22 protein-coding genes and 1 tRNA gene are annotated in these 19801 nt (G+C 66.2%); 16 read left to right on the top strand and 7 right to left on the bottom strand.

All coding sequences use genetic code 11. The annotated features are described in order from the left end of the window. Positions 1-41 precede the first annotated feature (41 nt). The 6 genes from ACFHWE_RS01115 to ACFHWE_RS01090 all read left to right on the top strand — a co-directional run bounded on the left by ACFHWE_RS01115 (position 42) and on the right by ACFHWE_RS01090 (position 5254). Positions 42-467 carry a hypothetical protein gene (locus tag ACFHWE_RS01115; protein WP_416598633.1) on the top strand — a complete coding sequence of 142 codons (426 nt, stop codon included), beginning with the start codon at positions 42-44 and terminating at the stop codon, positions 465-467. Between the two features lie 103 nt (positions 468-570). Further along, a complete protein-coding gene (locus ACFHWE_RS01110; protein ID WP_416598632.1) occupies positions 571-1545 on the top strand; it encodes a bifunctional DNA primase/polymerase in 975 nt (324 codons plus the stop codon). Further along, on the top strand, positions 1546-3342 hold the full coding sequence (locus tag ACFHWE_RS01105) for an ATP-binding protein (RefSeq protein WP_416598631.1): 1797 nt from the start codon (positions 1546-1548) through the stop codon (positions 3340-3342). Between the two features lie 60 nt (positions 3343-3402). After that, entirely contained in the window at positions 3403-3588 is a 186-nt protein-coding gene (locus ACFHWE_RS01100; RefSeq protein ID WP_416598630.1) for a hypothetical protein, read from the top strand. Next, positions 3585-3800, top strand: coding sequence for a helix-turn-helix transcriptional regulator (locus ACFHWE_RS01095; protein WP_416598629.1), 216 nt, complete (start codon positions 3585-3587; stop codon positions 3798-3800). Before ACFHWE_RS01100 ends, ACFHWE_RS01095 begins: the two co-directional genes overlap by 4 nt. Continuing rightward, positions 3800-5254, top strand: a complete 1455-nt coding sequence (locus ACFHWE_RS01090; protein ID WP_416598628.1) for a tyrosine-type recombinase/integrase — start codon at positions 3800-3802, stop codon at positions 5252-5254. Before ACFHWE_RS01095 ends, ACFHWE_RS01090 begins: the two co-directional genes overlap by 1 nt. Positions 5255-5385: 131 nt before the next feature. On the opposite strand, the gene ACFHWE_RS01085 is transcribed toward ACFHWE_RS01090, so the two are convergent. Beyond that, positions 5386-5459 (bottom strand) — tRNA-Ile (locus ACFHWE_RS01085). Between the two features lie 263 nt (positions 5460-5722). On the opposite strand from ACFHWE_RS01085, the gene ACFHWE_RS01080 reads away from it, so the two are divergent. After that, the gene (locus ACFHWE_RS01080; protein WP_416598627.1) at positions 5723-6715 is read left to right on the top strand and encodes a malate dehydrogenase; all 993 of its coding nucleotides are present in this window, start codon (positions 5723-5725) and stop codon (positions 6713-6715) included. Between the two features lie 201 nt (positions 6716-6916). Then, positions 6917-9427 carry a DEAD/DEAH box helicase gene (locus ACFHWE_RS01075; protein WP_416598626.1) on the top strand — a complete coding sequence of 837 codons (2511 nt, stop codon included), beginning with the start codon at positions 6917-6919 and terminating at the stop codon, positions 9425-9427. On the opposite strand, the gene ACFHWE_RS01070 is transcribed toward ACFHWE_RS01075, so the two are convergent. Together ACFHWE_RS01070 and ACFHWE_RS01065 are read right to left on the bottom strand one after the other, a co-directional pair. Next, positions 9424-9900 carry a deaminase gene (locus ACFHWE_RS01070; protein ID WP_416598625.1) on the bottom strand — a complete coding sequence of 159 codons (477 nt, stop codon included), beginning with the start codon at positions 9898-9900 and terminating at the stop codon, positions 9424-9426. The two genes, ACFHWE_RS01075 and ACFHWE_RS01070, sit on opposite strands and share 4 nt — an antisense overlap. Continuing rightward, entirely contained in the window at positions 9897-10601 is a 705-nt protein-coding gene (locus ACFHWE_RS01065; RefSeq protein ID WP_416598624.1) for a RibD family protein, read from the bottom strand. Before ACFHWE_RS01065 ends, ACFHWE_RS01070 begins: the two co-directional genes overlap by 4 nt. A gap of 528 nt (positions 10602-11129) precedes the next feature. Here ACFHWE_RS01065 and ACFHWE_RS01060 point away from each other — a divergent pair. The 3 genes from ACFHWE_RS01060 (at position 11130) to ACFHWE_RS01050 (ending at position 13553) form a co-directional block, all read left to right on the top strand. Then, positions 11130-12005 carry an SAM-dependent methyltransferase gene (locus ACFHWE_RS01060; protein WP_416598623.1) on the top strand — a complete coding sequence of 292 codons (876 nt, stop codon included), beginning with the start codon at positions 11130-11132 and terminating at the stop codon, positions 12003-12005. A gap of 161 nt (positions 12006-12166) precedes the next feature. Next, positions 12167-12568 carry a helix-turn-helix domain-containing protein gene (locus ACFHWE_RS01055; RefSeq protein WP_416598622.1) on the top strand — a complete coding sequence of 134 codons (402 nt, stop codon included), beginning with the start codon at positions 12167-12169 and terminating at the stop codon, positions 12566-12568. A gap of 82 nt (positions 12569-12650) precedes the next feature. After that, a complete protein-coding gene (locus tag ACFHWE_RS01050; RefSeq protein WP_416598621.1) occupies positions 12651-13553 on the top strand; it encodes a TIR domain-containing protein in 903 nt (300 codons plus the stop codon). A 472-nt stretch (positions 13554-14025) separates the two neighbouring features. Here the strand turns inward: ACFHWE_RS01050 and ACFHWE_RS01045 are convergent, their stop codons facing one another. The 4 genes from ACFHWE_RS01045 to ACFHWE_RS01030 form a co-directional block, all read right to left on the bottom strand. Then, complete coding sequence (locus ACFHWE_RS01045) at positions 14026-14820, bottom strand: macro domain-containing protein (RefSeq protein WP_416598620.1); 795 nt, start codon at positions 14818-14820, stop codon at positions 14026-14028. A gap of 65 nt (positions 14821-14885) precedes the next feature. After that, entirely contained in the window at positions 14886-15401 is a 516-nt protein-coding gene (locus tag ACFHWE_RS01040) for a TIR domain-containing protein (protein ID WP_416598619.1), read from the bottom strand. 70 nt (positions 15402-15471) lie between these two features. Then, positions 15472-16206 (bottom strand): 5-formyltetrahydrofolate cyclo-ligase, encoded by a 735-nt coding sequence (locus tag ACFHWE_RS01035; protein WP_416598618.1) that lies wholly within the window; start codon positions 16204-16206, stop codon positions 15472-15474. Positions 16207-16226: 20 nt separating this feature from the next. Then, positions 16227-17393, bottom strand: coding sequence for a helix-turn-helix transcriptional regulator (locus ACFHWE_RS01030; RefSeq protein ID WP_416598617.1), 1167 nt, complete (start codon positions 17391-17393; stop codon positions 16227-16229). Positions 17394-17615: 222 nt separating this feature from the next. On the opposite strand from ACFHWE_RS01030, the gene ACFHWE_RS01025 reads away from it, so the two are divergent. The 5 genes from ACFHWE_RS01025 to ACFHWE_RS01005 all read left to right on the top strand — a co-directional run bounded on the left by ACFHWE_RS01025 (position 17616) and on the right by ACFHWE_RS01005 (position 19795). Beyond that, a complete protein-coding gene (locus ACFHWE_RS01025) occupies positions 17616-17939 on the top strand; it encodes a recombinase family protein (RefSeq protein WP_416598616.1) in 324 nt (107 codons plus the stop codon). Next, complete coding sequence (locus ACFHWE_RS01020) at positions 17936-18241, top strand: hypothetical protein (RefSeq protein WP_416598615.1); 306 nt, start codon at positions 17936-17938, stop codon at positions 18239-18241. The genes ACFHWE_RS01025 and ACFHWE_RS01020 overlap by 4 nt, the downstream gene beginning before the upstream one ends. Positions 18242-18246: 5 nt before the next feature. Beyond that, a complete protein-coding gene (locus tag ACFHWE_RS01015; RefSeq protein ID WP_416598614.1) occupies positions 18247-18585 on the top strand; it encodes a recombinase family protein in 339 nt (112 codons plus the stop codon). Then, a complete protein-coding gene (locus ACFHWE_RS01010) occupies positions 18570-19160 on the top strand; it encodes an ATP-binding protein (protein ID WP_416598613.1) in 591 nt (196 codons plus the stop codon). The genes ACFHWE_RS01015 and ACFHWE_RS01010 overlap by 16 nt, the downstream gene beginning before the upstream one ends. Before the next feature lie 320 nt (positions 19161-19480). Further along, positions 19481-19795 carry a hypothetical protein gene (locus ACFHWE_RS01005; protein WP_416598612.1) on the top strand — a complete coding sequence of 105 codons (315 nt, stop codon included), beginning with the start codon at positions 19481-19483 and terminating at the stop codon, positions 19793-19795. The last annotated feature ends 6 nt before the right edge of the window (positions 19796-19801 follow it).

Raw genomic sequence — 19801 nt, 5'->3', positions numbered from 1 at the left:
CCCTTTTCGAGACCACCGACCCCCGAGGGAGTACCGCCGCTGTGACCGCCGAACTCATCGACGGCCTGTGCAACTGGGCCGAGGGCTACACCGCCCCCGCGGCCGCCGTGAACCTGCTCATCGACCACGACGTGTGGCTGCGCCGCCCCGACTTCCGCTCCCGGTGCGTCGTCCAGATCCCCGACTCGGACCTGTACGAGCCCGACCGGCCCATCGCCTACATCGACTGGGAGCAGGTCTGCCGCGCCCTGGCCGAACGATCGCTGCCCGCCTCCGGCTCGGAGGTGGCCGTGCTGCGCGTCGCCGCCTCCCTGGCCGACGGGAGGCCGGTCTCCCTGCGCGAGTCCCTGACCGGCATGGATGCGACCACCACGGCTGCCGTGGCCGCCGCGCTGGTCGCCGCAGCCGGTCACCGCGACCGCATCACCGTGGCCCTGGCGCCCCGGAACCGGCCCGACTGGCTCTGACCAACCCCGCCGCGCGGGCCACCCGCCACGGCGGCCCGCGCCCCTTCTTCTGCGCAGCACCACCCGACCTTGAGGAGTCCCCCGTGAGCGCCTGGAGGCCCCCATGAACGCCTTCGCCCCCGTCGACTACGCCCGGGCCGCCGCCCGCCGCGGCTGGCCCGTCTTCCCCCTCAAACCCCGCCACAAGACACCGCAGGTGCGGTGGAAGAGCCAGGCCACCACCGACCCCGACCGCATCGGCGCCTGGTGGCGGCGCTGGCCCGAAGCCAACTACGGCATCGCCACCGGCCCCGCCCATCTGCTCGTGGTCGACCTCGACATGCCCCAGCCCGGCCAGAACCCGCCCCCGGAATGGGACCTGCCCGGCGTCGAAGACGGCCGCGACGTCCTGGCCGTGCTGGCCGAACGCGCCGGGGCGCCGCTGCCCCTGGACACCTTCACCGTGACCACCCGCAGGGGCGGCCTGCACCTGTACTTCACCCACCCCGACGGCCCGCACCTGGGCAACACCAACGGCGACCAGGGCGCCGGTCTGGGCTGGAAGGTCGACACCCGCGGCCGGGGCGGCTACGTCGTCGGCCCCGGCTCCTTCGTCGACGAACCCGACGGCACCGGCCACTACGAGCCGCTGAACCGCGACGCCCCCGCGCCGCTGCCCGAATGGATAACGCGCCTGCTGCGCAGGCCCGATTCCGTGAGTGGGCCCACCGCCCCGAAGAACCGGGCCCCGGGGCCCCTCACCGACGGGCTCGGCGCGATCGCCCGCAACGACCGGCGCCGGGCCGCCTACGTGCGGGCCGCCGTGCGCGGGGAGCTAGCCAAGGTGCGCAGCGCCCCGCCCGGAACGCGCAATACCAACCTCTACATCGCCGCCGCCTCGCTGGGCCAACTCGCCCGCGAAGGCCTGCTCGACCAGGGGTGGATCCGCGACGCGCTGCACAACGCCGCATGTGAGGCCAACGCCGCCGGAGAGCCCAACAGCACGCGCGAGATCGACGCCACGATCGCCTCCGGCCTGGCCAAAGGCCTGCGCGAGCCCCGCCGCACCCAGCCACGACCAGGAAGGACGGCCGCCTAGATGAGCGGGAACAGCGACAGTGAGAAGGAGAAGAAGCCCTCCCAGGCCACGCTCCTGGTCGAGTTGGCCGACCGCCAGGTCGACGTCGTCAACGGCGACGACGGCAAGACCTACGCCGTGCGCAGGAACGGCGCCCGCGTCGCGTTTCCGCTCCTGCGCAAGGACGGCCTGCGCGTCCAGCTCTCCCGCCAGTACTACGCCGAACACCGGTCGGTACCCTCCCAGTCGGCGCTCACCGACGCCATCTCCGTCCTGGAAGGACGCGCCAAGGAACAGGACCCGCAGACCATCCACCTGCGCCTGGCCCCGCACCGCACCGACGACGGAGCACCCGCGGTCGTGCTGGACCTGGGCACCACCGACGGGGCGTGCGTGATCGCCACCGGGCAGGGCTGGCACACCACCGAGCGCAGCCCGGTGCTGTTCCGCCGCACCCGCCTCACCCAGCCCATGGACGCCTGCGCTCCGGCCGGGCACACCGACCAGGGCCTGGCCGCGCTGCGGGACCTGCTCAACGTCGACGAGCCCACCTTCCGCCTCATCGTCGGATGGCTGGTCGCCGGACTCATCCCCGACATCCCCCACCCGATCCTGGCCGGCAAGGGAGAGCAGGGCACCGGCAAGTCCACCGCGCTGGCGATGCTGGTCAACCTCATCGACCGCTCCCAGGCGCCGCTGCGCTCCCTGCCCAAGGACATCAAGACGTGGGCGACCGTGGCGGGCGCGAGCTGGACGGTGTGCCTGGACAACGTGTCCACGATCCCGGCGTGGCTGTCGGACACCCTGTGCAAGGCCGTCACCGGCGACTCCCTGGTCGACCGGGCCCTGTACTCCGACGACGACGTCAACGTCGTCTCCTTCCGCCGCCTCATCGCGCTGACCTCCATCGACACCGGCGCTCTGGCGAGCGACCTCTCCGAGCGGATGCTCACCGCCGAGTTCCAGCCCATCAAGCCCGACCAGCGCCGCCCCGAAGCCGAGGTGCGATCCGCCTACAGCCAAGCAGCGCCCCGGATCCGGGCCGCGCTGCTGGACCTGCTGTGCGCGGTGCTGGCCGAACTGCCCCGCACCCACCTGGCCGAACTGCCCCGGATGGCCGACTTCGCCCGGGTGCTGGCCGCCCTGGACACCGTCCAGGGCTGGGACACCCTGGACACCTACCGGGCCGCCTCCGAGGTCAGCACCGCCGACCTGATGGACGCCAAACCGTTCGCCTCGGCCGTGGCCGACCTCATCGAACAACGCGGCTCCTGGACCGGGTCCATGAGCCAGCTCCTGGAACAGGTGCGTGTTCCCGAGCCGCGGCCCAAGTCCTGGCCCGTGGACGCCACCCGTGCCAGCGGCCAGCTCAAGCGGGACGCCCCGGTGCTGCGGTCGGTGGGCATCGGCTTCGAGAAGGCTGGCCGCTCCGCCGACCGGCACCGCCGCCAGCTCTACACGCTCACCCTGCACGGACCACGGCCGGACCAGTCGGCGGACCATTCCGGTTCCGCTGCGGACCATCCCGACCAGTGGGCGGAGGCTGACCACCGGGTGCCAGCCTCCGCAGCCTCCGCCCCAGACTCCACACGAAACCCCAGTTCAGACCCGGGTGCGGAGGCTGGCGGCGCTGCGGAGGCTGCGTTCCCCCCACTCTCTAATACGGCCGACCCCGACCCGGTGGAGACCGGGCCGTGCGTGCGCTGCCACGCCTCGTTCCGCCGGTTCGAGGCCACCGACCACCCGAAGGTGTGCACCACGTGTGCCCAGCACGCGAGGCGCACGTATGAACCCGCCCATGAAGCGGCCCCGGCCTGATGCCGACCAAAGCCCCGGCCGGGGCCACACACCCAACCCGAAGGAAGAGGTACTCCCAGCATGACCGATCGCAGCAAGCGCCGCCTGGATCTGGCCAAGGTCCGGGTGATCGGCCCGCCCGAGATCGTCGACCAGGTCGTGGACGCCATCACCACAGCGCTCCCCTCGGCCGACCCGTCCCGGCCCTACCCGAGCCGCCACAACTCCGGCCACGTCCGCGTCTACCTGGAGGTCGCACCCGAATGAGCATCCAGACCGCCAGGATCCCGGCACAGCGCGGCCGGGGCTGGTTGACCGTCGACGAGTTCTGCGAGGAGCTCGGTATCGCGCGTTCGACCTTCAACGACTGGAGGGCGAAAGGCCGTGCCCCCAAGTGCGCGAAACTCCCCAATGGCCAGCTCAGGATCCGCCGCGCGGTGTTCGAGCAGTACATGACCACCCTGGAGGAAGCCTCCTGATGGACGACACGACCTACGACGTTCGGATCTGGAAGAAGATCCAGGTCTACAAGGGCAGGCGCAAGACCACACACACCGTGCGCTGGCGTGTCGGCGCCCAGGAGTTCCGGGAACCGCACAGCACCGCCGCTATGGCCGACTCCTTCCGCTCCGATCTGGTGGCCGCCACCAACCGTGGTGAGGCGTTCAGCCTCACCACGGGGCAGCCTGTCTCCTGGAACAAGCCGAAGGAAGGGCAGGAGCCGAGAACCTCGTGGTTCGAGTTCGTGTGCGACTACATCGACACGCACTGGAACAACGCCTCCGCCGGCCACCGTCTGGACCGCGCCAAGTATCTGGCGAAGGCCACAGTCGCCCTGCTGGACGAGAGCGCTCCCGACCGCCCCACCGACGACCGGGTGCGGACGGCCATGCGGAACTGGGCCCTCAACAAGAAGCACCGGGACGGAGAGCGCCCGCCGGAGATCGAGCAGACCCTGACATGGCTTGAGAGCCACACTCTGCCTGTAGAGCACCTGAGGGACCCCGCTGTGGCCCGTCGGACACTGACGCTGGTCACGAGCAAGCTTCCAGCGAACGGGGGCGGGAGCCTGGGGGCCAAGTCCGCTGTCAAGGGGAAGCGAATCTTGTCACATTGTCTGGATTTCGCCGTGGAGCGTCGACACTTGACCGGAAATCCGGTCAGTTTCCACCGAAACCCGACAGGTGCCATCAAATGGGCACCGCCGAAGGTGAACAACGTGGTGGACGAACGGTCGGTGCCCGATCCGGCGCTGGCACGGAAACTGCTTGACGCGGTGGCCTCCGAGAACCAGAGCGGTCCGCTTCTGCGACCGTTCTTCGCAGTGATGTACTTCGCCGCACTGCGACCCGAGGAAGCCGTGAACCTGCTCTGGTCGGATGTAACCCTGCCCACCTTCGTCTGGGATGAGGGGAAGCAGGAGTGGATCGCTCCGAGCGACGCCTGGGGCGAGATCAACGTGCGCGAAGTCGCCCCTGACGTGGGACGTCGCTGGACGGACAGCGGGAAGCAGCGGGACAAGAGGCCCCCCAAGGGCCGTGCCGAGGGTGAGACGCGACCGGTTCCCTGTCTCCCCCAGTTGAGCCGGATCCTCTGGGAACACCGGAACCAGGAGAGGAGGGGGCCGGACAACCTGGTGTTCTTCGGTGAACGCGGCCGACAACTGGCCACATGCACTTACGCGAAGGCCTGGCACAAAGCACGGCGGGCGGCGCTCACCGAAGAACAATCCGACAGCCCTCTGGCCCGGCGTCCCTACGATCTGCGCAGTGCCTGCGTCTCCATCTGGCTGAACGAGGGCATCGACCCCGCTCAGGTGGCGAAATGGGCAGGGCACAGCGTTGATGTCCTACTTCGCGTCTATGCCCGGTGCCTCACCGGCCGAGAGGACGAAGCCCGCCGACGTGCGGCGGGCGGTTTCGAGGGCTTCTGAAAACTTCAACGTGTATTCCCCGTGAGCACCCGGACGCAGCCGTAGAAGGCCGCACACAACCGTAGGTGACACAAGAGCGCCGCTGACCTGTCTTCGCAGGTCGGCGGCGCTTTTTTCGTGGTGGAGAGGGGTAGGCCGGGCAGGACTCGAACCCGCGACCCAGGGATTATGAGTCCCCTGCTCTCACCAACTGAGCTACCGGCCCGCCGTCTTCGGCAAGGGTCATCCTAACAGGGATGCGCCCGTCGTTTCCTCGCCGTAAATCCGTTATCCCACCGGGATCGGCGTGTTCTCCCTCCAGGACGCGCCCGCCATCCCCGCACCTGGGTCACGCCTGCAGGAGGCGGTCGGTCTAGGGTGGGGAACCGCGGCGCGCGTCCTGGCCGGATCCCTGCCGGACCGGCACGGGCACCGCCGCCTACCCGTCGGCAAGCGGGTCGCACACCGTCGTCAGGAGAGTTCAACGCCATGTCCAAAGCACCCGTCAACGTCACCGTCACCGGCGCCGCCGGCCAGATCGGCTACGCGCTGCTGTTCCGGATCGCCTCCGGCCAGTTGCTGGGCGCCGACACCCCGGTGAAGCTGCGACTGCTGGAGATCCCGCAGGCGGTCAAGGCCGCCGAGGGCACGGCCATGGAGCTGGACGACTGCGCTTTCCCGCTCCTTGAGGGCATCGACATCTTCGACGACGCCCGCCAGGGCTTCGAGGGCACCAACGTCGCCCTGCTGGTCGGCGCCCGCCCGCGCGGCAAGGGGATGGAGCGCGGCGACCTGCTTGAGGCCAACGGCGGCATCTTCAAGCCCCAGGGCGAGGCGATCAACGCCGGCGCCGCCGACGACGTCCGCGTCCTGGTGGTCGGCAACCCGGCCAACACCAACGCCCTCATCGCGCAGAACCACGCCCCGGACGTCCCGGCCGAGCGGTTCACCGCGATGACCCGCCTCGACCACAACCGTGCGCTCACCCAGCTCGCCAAGAAGCTCGGCGTGTCGATCAACGACATCAAGAAGCTCACGATCTGGGGCAACCACTCCGCCACCCAGTACCCGGACGTGTTCCACGCCGAGGTGAACGGGTCCAACGCCGCCACCGCGGTGAACGACCAGGCCTGGCTGGAGAACGACTTCATCCCGACCGTCGCCAAGCGCGGCGCCGCGATCATCGAGGCCCGGGGCGCCTCCTCGGCCGCCTCGGCCGCCAACGCCGCCATCGACCACGTCTACGACTGGGTCAACGGCACCCCCGAGGGCGACTGGACCTCCGCCGCCATCCCCTCCGACGGTTCCTACGGTGTGCCCGAGGGCCTCATCTCCTCCTTCCCGGTCGTGTCCAGGAACGGCAAGTGGGAGATCGTCCAGGGCCTGGAGATCGACGAGTTCTCCCGCGGCCGCATCGACGCGTCCGTCCAGGAGCTGACCGAGGAGCGCGACACCGTCCGCCAGCTCGGCCTGGTCAAGTAACACCGACCTCGGGGCGCCCGAGCACCAGGAGAAAAGCTGCGGCCGCAGGCCGTCCGTTGAGGGTGGTGGCGGGCGACGGGCGGGCCTGCGAGGGGCCATGGACGCAGCCGGGCTCTCCCGTTCACCCAGGAGAGCCCGGCTCGTTCTCTTCCGTCCACAGGCCGTCCCGAAAGGTCGGGGAAAGCAGGCAGTATAGGAAGCGTGAGTCTCATTGATGCGCTTCCGGCCGAACCCGATCCCGACTCCCTCTTCGAGGCGTTCGCCTCCTGGGCCGAGGAGCGTGGCCTCACGCTGTATCCGCACCAGGAGGAATCCCTCATCGAGGTCGTCTCCGGGTCGAACGTCATCCTCAACACCCCGACCGGCTCCGGAAAGAGCATGGTCGCCACCGGTGCGCTGTTCGCCGCGCTGGCCCGCAACGAGTGCGCGTTCTACACGGCACCGATCAAGGCGCTGGTGTCGGAGAAGTTCTTCGACCTGTGCGCGATCTTCGGCACCGACAACGTCGGCATGATGACCGGTGACGCGAGCGTGAACGCCGACGCTCCCATCGTCTGCTGCACGGCCGAGGTTCTGGCGCAGATCGCGCTCGCGGAGGGCGCGCGCGCCGACATCGGCACCGTGGTGATGGACGAGTTCCACTTCTACGGCGAGGCCGACCGGGGGTGGGCGTGGCAGGTGCCCCTGCTCGAACTCCCCCAGTGCCAGTTCCTGCTGATGTCGGCCACGCTGGGCGACGTCTCCCGTTTCGAGGAGGACCTGCACCGGCGCACCGGCCGCGCCACAGCGGTGGTCGCCTCCGCCGAGCGCCCCGTCCCGCTCTACTACGACTACCGGGTGACGCCGCTGCACGAGACCTTGGAAGAGCTGCTCTCCGAGGGCCAGGCGCCGGTGTACATCGTGCACTTCACCCAGGCCCAGGCGGTGGAGCGGGCACAGTCGCTGACCAGTATCAACATGTGCTCCAAGGCCGAGAAGGCGTCGATCGCCGACGAGATCGGCGCCTTCCGCTTCACCACGAAGTTCGGCCGCAACCTGTCCCGGTACGTGCGGCACGGCATCGGCGTCCACCACGCCGGCATGCTTCCCAAGTACCGCCGCCTGGTCGAGCGGTTGGCCCAGCGCGGGCTGCTCAAGGTCATCTGCGGTACCGACACCCTGGGCGTGGGGGTGAACGTGCCCATCCGCACCGTGCTGTTCACCGCGCTGAGCAAGTACGACGGCGTCCGTGTGCGTCGGCTGCGCGCCCGCGAGTTCCACCAGATCTCCGGTCGGGCCGGGCGCGCCGGGTTCGACACCGTCGGCAACGTGGTCGCGCAGGCGCCCGAGCACGTCATCGAGAACGAGAAGGCGCTGGCCAAGGCGGGCGGTGACGCCAAGAAACGGCGCAAGGTGGTACGCAAGAAGGCCCCCGAGGGGTTCGTCTCCTGGGACCGGGCGGCCTTCGAGAAGCTCATCGCGGCCGACCCCGAGCCGCTGACGTCCAGGTTTCGGGTGAGCAACGCCATGCTGCTCAGCGTGATCGGGCGTCCCGGCAACTGCTTCGCCGCGATGAAGCACCTGCTCACGGAGAACCACGACGACCGCAGGTCGCAGCGCCGCCATATCAGCGAGGCCATCGCCATCTACCGGTCGCTGCTGGACGGCGGCATCGTGGAGGCCCTCCCCGAGCCCGACGAGCAGGGCCGCACCGCGCGGCTCACGGTGGACCTCCAGGCCGACTTCGCGCTCAACCAACCGCTGTCCACGTTCGCCCTGGCCGCCCTGGAACTGCTCGATGCCGAGTCCCCGAGCTATGCCCTGGACGTGCTGACCGTGGTGGAGTCCATCCTGGACGACCCCCGGCAGATCCTGGGCGCCCAACTGAACAAGGCTCGCGGGGAGGCCGTCCAGCAGATGAAGATGGACGGGATCGAGTACGAGGAGCGCATGGAGCGGCTGGAGGAGGTCGACTATCCCAAGCCGCTGGAGGAACTGCTCGACCACGCCTACGAGGTGTACCGGCGCGGGCACCCGTGGGTGGGCGACCACCCGCTGCGGCCCAAGTCGGTGGCGCGGGACATGTTCGAGCGGGCGATGACCTTCACCGAGTACGTGGGCTTCTACGAACTGGCGCGGTCGGAGGGCCTGGTGCTGCGCTACCTGGCCAGCGCGTACAAGGCGCTCAACCAGACCGTTCCCGACGACGCCAAGACCGAGGAGCTGCACGACCTCGTGGAATGGCTCGGCGAGCTGGTCCGCCAGGTCGACTCCAGCCTCCTGGACGAGTGGGAGCGGCTCACCAACCCGGAGCAGGAGACCCCCGACGGGGAGGCCGAGGCGGAGGAGCGGGTCCGCCCGGTCACCGCCAACACGCGGGCCTTCCGGGTCCTGGTACGCAACGAGATGTTCCGCCGGGTGGAGCTGGCCGCCCGCAGGCGCTACGCCGAGCTGGGCAGGCTGGCCGACTCCGACGGCGCGTGGGACGCCGAGGAGTGGGAGGAGGCCCTGGAGGCCTACTTCGACGAACACGAGGAGATCGGTATCGGCCCGGACGCGCGCGGCCCTCGGATGCTGCTCATCGAGCAGGAGACCGGGCTGTGGCGGGTCCGCCAGATCATCGCCGATCCGGCGGGCGACCATGACTGGGGGATCAGCGCGGAGGTCGACCTGGCGGCCTCCGACGAAGAGGGGCGCGCGGTCCTCGCCGTCACCGGCGTGGACCGGCTCTAGGCGGGCCCGAGCAGGTGGGCGTTGGCCTCGCGGACACCCTCCGCGAGGTCGGGACGCTCCAGCACCTCCCGTCCGGCACGGCGCAGCCGCTCGGCGCCGTCGCAGTCCACGAACAGGGCGGGCTCGCGCCAGGCGAACACCACGCGCGGGACGGGTGTGGACAGGATGAGCTCCGCACAGGGAACGGGGCGGGAAGCGCGGGCGCCGCATGGCTCCAGTGAGGAGTACACCGTGGCTCCGCCGAGCCTGGGGTCGTCCGGGTCGACCTGCCGCAGTGCCGCCTCCTCGGCGTGGTCGCGGGGGTGGTCGCGGCGGGAGTAGCCCTCGGCGAGCACGGTGCCGTCGCGGGCCACGACGAGCGCGCCGACGGAGAAGGCGGTGGCCGAGGGCGGGCAGCGGCGGGAGAGCTCGGTGGCGCGGCGCAGCCAGTGGGCGTCGGCCCCACCCTGTGCCGGGGGCGGTCCCGCGCTCACTCCGGGTCCTCCCCGCCCAGGCGGTAGCGCAGGACGGCCACGTCTCCGAGGGCTCTGGCCTCCATCAGGCGCATGGGAGCCGAGGGGCCGTGCGGGTAGGCGCCGGGGAGGACGAACCGCGGGGCGTCCTGCTGTCCCACGAAGAACGGCGCGACGGCCACTCTCAGTTCGTCGACCAGCCCCGAGGTGAGGAAGAGGGTGTGGATGTGGCCGCCGCCCTCCACCAGGAGCCGCCGCGCCCCCCGTTCGGCGAGGTCGGCGAGGATCGCCCGGGCCGTGGGCGGGTCGCCCGCGTCGACGGCCTCGGCTGGGGGATGGGACGAGGGCAGGCCGGCGAGGCGTCGACGGGCGGTCTCGGCCCCGGCGCGGCTGGAGTAGACGACGGCTCCGGCGTCCCCGGTGGAGAAGAGGCGGGAGGCGGGGTCGATGTCGCCCGTACGTGTGACCACCGCCTTGAGCAGGTGTTCCGTGCGCCCCTGGGCTCGGCGGCGCTCGCGCAGGGCCGGGGAGCGCACGAGGAGCCTGGGGTCGTCGGCCCGAAGAGTGCCCGCACCCACCAGGATCGCGTCGCAGGTGGCCCGCAGTTCGTCGATCTCCACGAAGTCGGCGTCGTTGGACAGCCGGAGCCGTTCGGGACCCGTGTCGTCGATACGCCCGTCGATCGAAACGGCGCAGCTCAGGATGGTGTGGGGACGGTGCATGGTTCCAGGCTAGCCGTGGGAGGCTCCGGGCGGGCGCCCGGGAGCGGGCTCCGGGGGTCGATGTCACCGCTTCGGTTGGCGGGGCGGATATTTCCGCAGGCCGTGAGTGCGCGAAGGAAATTCGACCACCGCTTTCCGGACGAACGCATTTGGCTGCGTTCCACAGGTGAACGGTGGTGGTGAGCAGGACTTTTGATCCGTGAATGTTTCCGAATCGTGTTCGAGGACTCGCATCGGCCGCCCGTTCCGATCTCCGGTACGGAGGCGCCCGTCCATCCCTTGCGGGACCACGTGTGCGCATGACGCCCACACCGATTGTGGCCTTGTGAAACGACCCAGATTCCTCACATAAAGGACATCGGGTGTATAAATCTCAGTTACTGAACACTGACCCCACGATCAGCCCTGCCACGACAAGCATCCTCTCCTCTCATTTTGGTGACCTGTCTGTCCGACTCGGTTAACAAACACCGCCGATGAGGAATACAATCCCAGGAGTCGACCCCCACTTCCGGCAAGAGGACGGCGATGTCTCGATTCACCTCCCCCGATTTCCTGAGGCAGGCGGGGGGAAAACACGTCCGGGCCGAACCGCCGCCCGTCGTTGACCTGGCCCAGCCCAGCATCGCGCGGCTGCGCTCGTTCCACCTCAAGGGCAAGGACCACTTCGAGGGAGACCGCGAACTCGCCACCCGGGCCGACCAGGCCGCCCCCGGTTTCCAGGAGATCGTGCTGGGCGAGCACGCCTTCCTCCAGCGCGCCGTACGCTACCTGACCGAAGAAGTGGGCATCCGCCAGTTCCTCCAGTTCGGTGCCGGCCTGCCCGCACCGGGCGATCCGCACGAACTCGTCCCCGAGGGCAGGGTCGTCTACGCCACGGACGACCCCATGGTCCTCGCCCACCACCGCGCGCTGCTCCGCGGCGGCGGCAACACCCTCGCCGTCGAGGGCGGACTCACCGAGCCCGGACGCGTCCTGCGCGATCCGGAGACACGACGGTTCCTGGACCTGGACCGACCGGTAGGACTCCTGCTCAGCGGGGCCGTGGAGCACGTGTCCGACGACGAGGACCCCGCAGGGCACATATCCGCGCTGCGCGAAGGCCTCGCCCCGGGAAGCCACCTGGCACTCAGCCACTACTGCCGCCCCGACCCCGAGCAGTTCCCCAGGGACGCCCTGCGCGCCACACGCCTCCAGGACATCCTCGTCGAGCACCTCGGCTCCGGCTGGTGGCGCTCACGCCGGGAGATCGAGGCCTGCTTCGACGGCTGGGAGATCCTCAGCCCCGGGGTCCTCGAAGTCCAGCGCTGGCGCACGCTCCCCGTGGCGCCCCCGGTGCCGGGCTGCTACCAGATGCCCCGACGCAACCGCCGACTGATCCTCGGCGGCCTCGCCCGAATCTGAAACGCCGCACCCTCGTCCCCCGCGTTGGAGCCCGGAGCCCGGCAGCGGGAGAAGGGGCGTGTGGAGCACGCCCCGAGCGGCCCGCGCCGCCAACGGCGAAAGGGCCCCTCCGAAGGATGAGGCCCTGCTCTGCGGCTCCCCAGGGAACAACTGAGTACAAGTTGGAGCACCAGCTCAGGGCGATGGAAGCGCTGCTTGGCAAGCTTCCCGACAGCTCCGCGCCAATCCGACAGCGGAGCAAGGCCACGACTGGACGAGCGAAGCAGCTCAAGGAGCAGGAGGCTCAAGAGGTGGTCGCCGCCTACGAGGCCGGAGCAACGGTGTACCAGCTCTCCCGACGCTTCGGCATCGCCCGCCAGACCGTGAGCAAGATCCTCAAGCGCCACAGCGCAAAGATGCGCCGCACTGGTCTCACTCCCGAGCAGATCGCAACAGCGGCCTATCTCTACGAAGGTGGACTATCCCTGGCGCGCATCGGTGAGCGCTTGGCTGTGAGCCCGGACACAGTCCGACTCCGCCTCATCGAGCGAGGCGTCCAGATGCGCGACCGATACCAGAGGTAGTAGCATGAGGTCAACGTTACGTTGGCTACATTTTCAACGTCAAAGCCCCTTCCCTACGCGGTCTCTGTCGAGGTTGTACTACATGGCCAGCAGCACCGGAAATCCAGATCGAGTTTTCGTCGTCCATGGACGGAACCAGAAGGCTCGAGACTCGATGTTCACCTTCTTGAGGTCACTTGGACTGAGGCCAATCGAATGGGATCAGGCCGTCGAGATGACCGGTGAAGGGTCTCCCTATATGGGTCAAATTCTCGATGTTGCCTTTGACGAAGGGCAAGCTGTGGTCGTTCTCATGACTCCTGATGATATTGCCTACTTGCAAAGCGCATACGCTGACGGCGACGATGACCCCGAGCAACAACCTCTTGGGCAGGCACGCCCCAATGTGTTGTTTGAAGCAGGAATGGCGATGGGACGCAACGAAAAGCGCACCATCCTTGTCCAGCTAGGAGATCTGCGCCCCTTCAGCGACGTCCACGGGCGCCACACAATCCGCATGGATGACAGCGCTGGCAAGCGGAAGTCGCTTGCTCAAAGGCTCCAAAGCGCAGGGTGCCCTGTGGACATGACTGGGTCGGACTGGCTCAGTGCAGGCGATTTCACTCCACCCCCTAGACCCGGCGGCGGACTGCCGCTCGGCAGGAAGGTACCAAGCACTGAACGCCACAGTCCAAATCTTAAAGGTCGTTGGCGACCTGGTACGGGCAATAAACTTGACAGAATCCAGATCACCAACAACGGCGGAGCGCCTCTATTCGACATAGAGATCGAAGTCCCTGAAGATCTAACCAATCACATCGAGGTTCACCAAGAGCACCTTATTTCCAAACTGCCCCCTGGAGAGACCTTCACCGTTTATGCATGGACAACCAATCGGACCCTGCAAGGAGGAGCACCTAACCAGTTTGAGCTACCAGTCATAGCCAAACTTGAAGACGGATCAGATTTCCGCCAAGAAGTATTTTTCGACACACTTGGAGGGTGAGATGGATGTACCAATTGAACTTCCACTTGACTCGGACGGGTTCCTTCGACGCGAGTGCCCAACTTGCGAACAAGAATTCAAATGGTTTAACGGAAGAAGCGACGAAGCTCCAATTGATTATGTTGACCCGCCAGTTTATTGGTGCCCCCTATGCGGAAAATCTGCTGATCATGAATCATGGTGGACGCAAGAACAGATCGAATATTCCCAAAGTGCTGCCGTGGGTCCAGCACTCGATCTAATTTCGCAAGAGCTCAAGGATGAGTTCCGCGCCAACAAGAACATCAAATTTGAGCTTTCTTCAGATAGACCAGAGCCACCTGACCCGCTCGTAGAGCCAGACGATATGAACATACTCCAGTCACCATGTCACCCTTGGGAACCCGTAAAAGTTCCCGAGGGGAGCAAAGCTCCTTATCATTGCCTAGTCTGCGGCCAAGCCTACGCAGTCTAGACAGAGACGAGCATGCAGTTAAAGGGATTTGATGAACGCATCAATCTCAAGCATGTTCAAGTGGTGCGCGTCGCTTGGATGTATCACCACGGTTAGCTCCCTACTGACTATCTCCTCGCGGGACTGCGCCACAAAAGACAGCAGAATCATCTTCAGCAGACTCTCTCTATTTACGCAGTTTATCCGTGCCAACTCAGAACCCACCAAGCCAATGCTGACCGGCTCTCGATGTGCACGCCTGTGAACTTCCCTCCACAATTCACTCAAGCTGCGCCATAGCTCGTCAATACTAGACTGAGCAACTAGATCATTCCCCATCTTCGTGTAGGCGACGCAGAAGTAAAGGCAGTCATCGCGCCGGATAGAAGCTACGGTTCCAACGGGATAACGGACCCTCTTCCCTTTAGGTTTATTGCGGCGGGACTCCTTCTTGATATGCTTTGCACCCTTGAGCGCATAATTAAGCAGCCCATCCAGAGCTGCCAGGTCGTCATCAAAAACACGCTTCAATAACTGGCCCTGCACGCTTCGCGGATAGATAATGCCATCAGAGGTGTCAGTGTCAAAAGTGTCCGTAAACCCCACGACAAGATGTGTTTCCTGGCCAAAGAGGTCACCAATCACGACACGAATGGTGATGTCTGGCACCTGAAACTCGCGCGTTAGTGAAGAGCGAGGATAGGCGCGATAAACGCCCCAGCCCACAGAGATCGCGACAACTGAGACGACAACCAAAACCCCCGATACTGGTGGAGGAGAAAGTACGGCTGTATAGAGCTGAACCGCACCACCGAGAACAGCAAATGCAGCCAAGGAGTTGATCGTGAGTGAAACGAGCCCGCGCTTCGTTCTGAACAGCGTCGAAAGGCTGTGTATCACTATATACCTAGCCCCTTGTAGACCGACTCTTTGTAGAAGTAAGGGCCAGTCTTCCCGCCCGCTCGAGCGTTTCCCTTGAATTTTTCCACATAATCATCAAGTGCGTACTTAATGATTGCTGGCTGGAAAGAGACGCTCATGGTGTAGCGCTCCTTAAGCGCGGTGGGGAGCTTCTCCGTCTGAGATTTTCGACTCCCATCCAGATTCGCAAAGACTACTGGTAGATCTAGTTTGATGATTTGCTCCACCTCATAGTAAAGGAAAGAGCTCGACCGCCCCGCCTTGGGCTTGGTTGTGTCACTAATGAGCATGACAACTTGCTTGGCGTTGACGATTCGCTGACGGAGTCGACGGCGGATTACCTCGGCCTGGCTAGTGTCTCGCGCAGTACAGATGTCGTGTGCATCAAAAAAATTGAAATCAATATGCTTGTTGTCTCGCCACGCTTCCATCATCCGGTAGCAGTGAAGGTCTTCACCAGCAAAAGCAACATAAGTCTTGTTTCGGTACACCATTAAGCATCTCCGTTAGATTATTTTTCTTGAACATATTATCCATTATTTTTCACTTCCTAGCAAGAGGAAATTATTCTCTCCTTGGGTACTTTTGCAGACGCAGAGCTTCCAACACCGGAATCGCCCCCACCTTCTCCGCCGTCAAGTCCTCCCACACGATCCCGCTCGGCCGACGACGCTCCTCACACCGGATGACCTCGCCTGGCGTGACGATGAGGTCGACGCTGAAGTCGTGTGCAGTCTCAGGAATCTCTTCGTCTACGACCTGGAGCTGGTGCACCGGCGCCACGATGGTCGTCTCCTCGGTGACGAGCCCAGCCTCGATGAGCAACGCGACTTCTAGGTCGGAGTAGCCGGCCCCCTTGCCGATGCGTGCTCCGGAGCGGTTGACGGCCACGCTGCCGCAGATGACGACATCTATCGGGCGCATTTCGTCTACGCCGATGCGACGGGCAGTCTGCTCGGCGCCCTGCTTCTCCGCGGCTTCCTCGGGCAGCAGGCTCAGCGACTCAGGGTCGAGCAGGTAGAAGGGCTTGAGGCTGGCCATGCGCGGGACGGCCATGTAGAGGAGCTTCTCGTCCTGGAGGGCGCGGATACGGATGGGGAGCTGTGCCCAGTCGGGATTCGCCTTGATCGTCCCTGCGTTCTTCCACACCTCCAGCTCAGCCAGGCGCTCAGCCGTCGCCTCGTTGCCGTAGAAGCCGGGGATCTTGCCGTAAGAACCTTCTGGGACAGCGCCCTCACGTTCGAGCAGCCGCCACACCCGGTCTCGGACAACTTCCTTGGCCTGGTCGATGTCACTCACGCGCGCCCTACCGTTCCCCGCTAGATGGCTGCCATCAGGGCGAGGAGCCGGTCCTGGATGTCCTGTGCCCACGGCTCGTGTCGCCACTGCCGGAGCTCCTGCCCTGCGGTGAATGCCAGGTTAAGCCCGCCACCGCCGCGTGTCAGCTCAACTGCGTCAATTGTGCGGTGCATGATCGCCCCGGCTTCATCGAGCTTCTGTTGCCGGATGAGGGCCAGGGCGAGGTTGGCGTAGGCGATGGCCTGGCTTTTCTTCTTCTCGGCCAGGGAGCGGGCGGTCATGCGCAGGATGGGTTCAGCCCGTTCCGGTAGGCCGAGGAAGAGGTAGCAGGATCCCGCCAGGCGGTTGTATTCGTTGACGGTGTAGTACTCGGCGGCGACGTCGTCGGGGGTCATGCGGTCGAACTGGGCTTCGGCCTTGGCGAGGGCCTCCTCGCAGCCTTTGAGATCACCCATCATGGCGTGCCCTTCGGCGACGTGGAGCAGCGAGAGGCCGGTCAGCGCCGGGCTGACCGCCTTCGCGATCTCGGCAGCTGCGGCAGCGAGCGCGGCTCCTTCTTGCGGATCCTTCGTGCCATAGAGGGCGAGGAAGCTCTTGCGGAGGGTGGCGTAGGCTTCGGCGCCGGGCTCGCGGGCCTGGCGGGCGGCCTCGATGGCTTCGTCCAGGTAGGTCCGCGGGGCGACATGATCACGCCGTTGACTGACGTCCCAGACCAGTTGGCTCATGAAGGTGGCCGACTCGGCTTCGACCTCGAGCAGGGCCTTGCGTGCCCGCGGGTTGGTGGCGTTCTGTCGGAGGAAGCTCACCTGGCCGTGCATCTGGCCGGCGGAGCCAAGCAGCGCCGTCGAGGGTGCCTTGTCGTACTGCTCGTCCAACTGGCGGATGCGCTCGTGCAGAGAGGCGACGGCCACCAAGTCCACCTGTGAGGGGTGTTCGAGGATGTAGTCCATCCGTTCGCTCGTCTGGGGCTGGATGATGGTGACGTCATCGAGAAGGGCGTGGAGTTCCTCGGAAGTCACCTTCAGCACGCGGGCCAGCTTGGGGCGTACCCACGGCTGCGGCTCGGTCTCGGCGGTCTCCCAGCGCACCACCGTGGACCGTTCGACACCGAGGAGCCCCGCCAACTTCTCCTGGCTCAACCCCGCCACTTTTCGCTGCTGGGCCAGCCGTACCCGTTTGGCCGCCATAGCTATTCCTCCGGGGGTATAAGGGGCGACTCCACCCTAGCCAGACCCCGGGGCATTTGCCCAGTCCAAGGCCACCTGTGCGCCATTTATGCGTCAGCCTTGCCTCACTTGTGCTGTGGGTTTTTCCAGGTCAGGCCGCTTGTCTGGCTACCAGGCCGGTTCAGCGGCGCACGGCCGGGGGCCGCCGCTGAACCGGCCCTCCCACAACCTGGAGGTGACCCAATGCGCCCCACGATTTACGGCTATATGCGCGTGGTGAGCGGAAACGCGACGAAAGAGGAAATCTCACGCATCAAGGATGAGCTGACCAAATACGCCGCCCGTGAAGGCTTCAAGCTGGGCGAGGTGTTCGCCGAGGGCACTGCCTGCTCGGAGTCAGCGTTCTCCACCATGCTCGAGGCGATCAAGCGCCACCACATCAAGGACGTGCTGGTGCCCTCGCTGTGGCACTTCGCCCGGCTGCCGGGGCTGCAAGACGCCATGCGCGAACACATCGAGCACGAGACTGGAGCCCGCATTTGGGTAGTGCAAGGGCAGCAGCGATGACCAAGCCCCCCACCCCCACCGCCCTCGAGCGCCTGTACGCGCTCCTCTATGAGGACAACATCCATCCTCTGCCTGACCTCGATGGCAGTGAACTGGCGTTCCTGCACATCGAGTGTGTGAGCATCTCAGCCACGGGTGAGCACTACACGCTGGAGCACTTCGACGACGAGGGCAACTGCCTGCGCACGATCCAATGCAGCTACGAGCAGATGTTCGAGGTGGCCGATCTGGTGCGCGCCTACCGCGACCAGCCCCACGAACACGCGACCGCTTGCCCCTGCCTGCGTCTGGTGAAGGGGTGACAGCGATGAACGAGCCCGATGCCAGGCCGGTCGCCTTCGGCTACATGCGGGTGCCTGATCCGACCGACCACGCGCACCTTGCGCAATTGCACCAGCAAGTGGCGGCCTACGCCCGCGAGCGCGGCTACCGCCTGGTGCGCGTGCTGGTGGATACGCCCCTGGCGCAGCGTTCGGCGTTCGTCCACCTGGTGGAGCTGTTCCAGGAGGGCGAGGCCACAGAGCTGGTGGTGCCGACGCTGGAGCACTTCACCAAGTTCACCAGCTTGCAGGTCGGCGTCATCGACCAGTTGCACGAGCTGGGCGTGACGGTGTGGGAGGTGGGCGAAGAATGCTCGCCTCGTTGACGTTGGTGGGGTTGCCGAACGCGGTGGCCTTCGCCCGGGAGTTCACCCGTAGCAGCCTCCACCACGGGGCATCCGCCGACGTTGTGGATAGCGCCGAGCTCATCGTGTCGGAGCTGGTGACAAATGCCGTCGAAGCCGGAGGTCTCTCTATGACGACGCCGGTATCGGCGGTCTCGCGGCGGCACTTCATCCATGTGGTGATCAGCGTCCAGGGCGGCCAACTGCTGCTCGAGGTGTGGGATGCAGGAAACGGCACGCCTACGAGGCAGCCTGTGAACCCTGACGCCGAGCACGGCCGCGGGCTGTTCCTGGTGGAGACGCTCAGCCAACGATGGGGCGTGGTGCCGTCGCCTCACAGTGGAAAGACAGTGTGGTGTGTGCTCGCCCTGGCCGTCGCGGGGCCGGCCGAGCCGCTGACAGCCGAGGCTTCTCCCCCACCGGCTCCACTCTTGCCGCTACCTCGCCGGACGATGCCGCACAGCTACCGCTCGGCGCCTTCCAGCACCCCTCACAGCGCCCCGCCGCTGGATGCGGAGGACATGGAGCGGGTTCTGGTGGGGTTGGCGCGGCTGTGAGGAGCGTTTCGTTGCCCGGGTGGGTGCTGCACATTCCACAACGAGGAATTCCAGCACACGGCAGGAGCGGTGGCGAGACGACGCATCAGGGGCGAGAGGGCATGTATTCGCGTGCTCGGTTCGGTCGAGCTTTCGCACGACCCCACGATTGCCCCACCTGCGCGAATGCGTCATAACAGGGGGTGCCGAGGGTGAGCAGGCCGTAGAAAAGCAGAAATCTTGCTGGCCGCCGCACCTCGGCACCTCATCGGTTTGCTGCGGCTTCAAGAGATGAACCTGACCGGGTTCGTCGGCCGCATTTTACTGAGGAGGTTGGCTCGATGAGCGAACAGCCCACTGGATCGGGCGAGGAGAAGAAGGCCACGGTCGCGATCCGTGTCTCGCCCTCGTTCAAGCAGCAGCTTGACTCTGTGGTCGCCTTGACGGGCATGACGCTGAACAACGCGGGCGTCGAGGCTCTGGAGGACTGGGTAGCGAAAATCCTGTCCGATGCCTCCGTCCGTGAGAAGGCGATGGCCAACCTGGAGGCCGAGGAGCGAGCGCTGCGGGAGCGGAAGGAGGCACTGGCCGCGATGCTTGGTGACGACACCAGCACGCCGGAGGGTACTTCCCGATCGACGCGCAGCAAGAAGTAACTTGCG

The sequence above is a fragment of the Nocardiopsis sp. LOL_012 genome (genome assembly GCF_048060475.1).
Lineage (GTDB): Bacteria > Actinomycetota > Actinomycetes > Streptosporangiales > Streptosporangiaceae > Nocardiopsis.
Note: the sequence above shows the minus strand (reverse complement) of the source record. Positions and strands in the feature narration are given on the sequence as shown.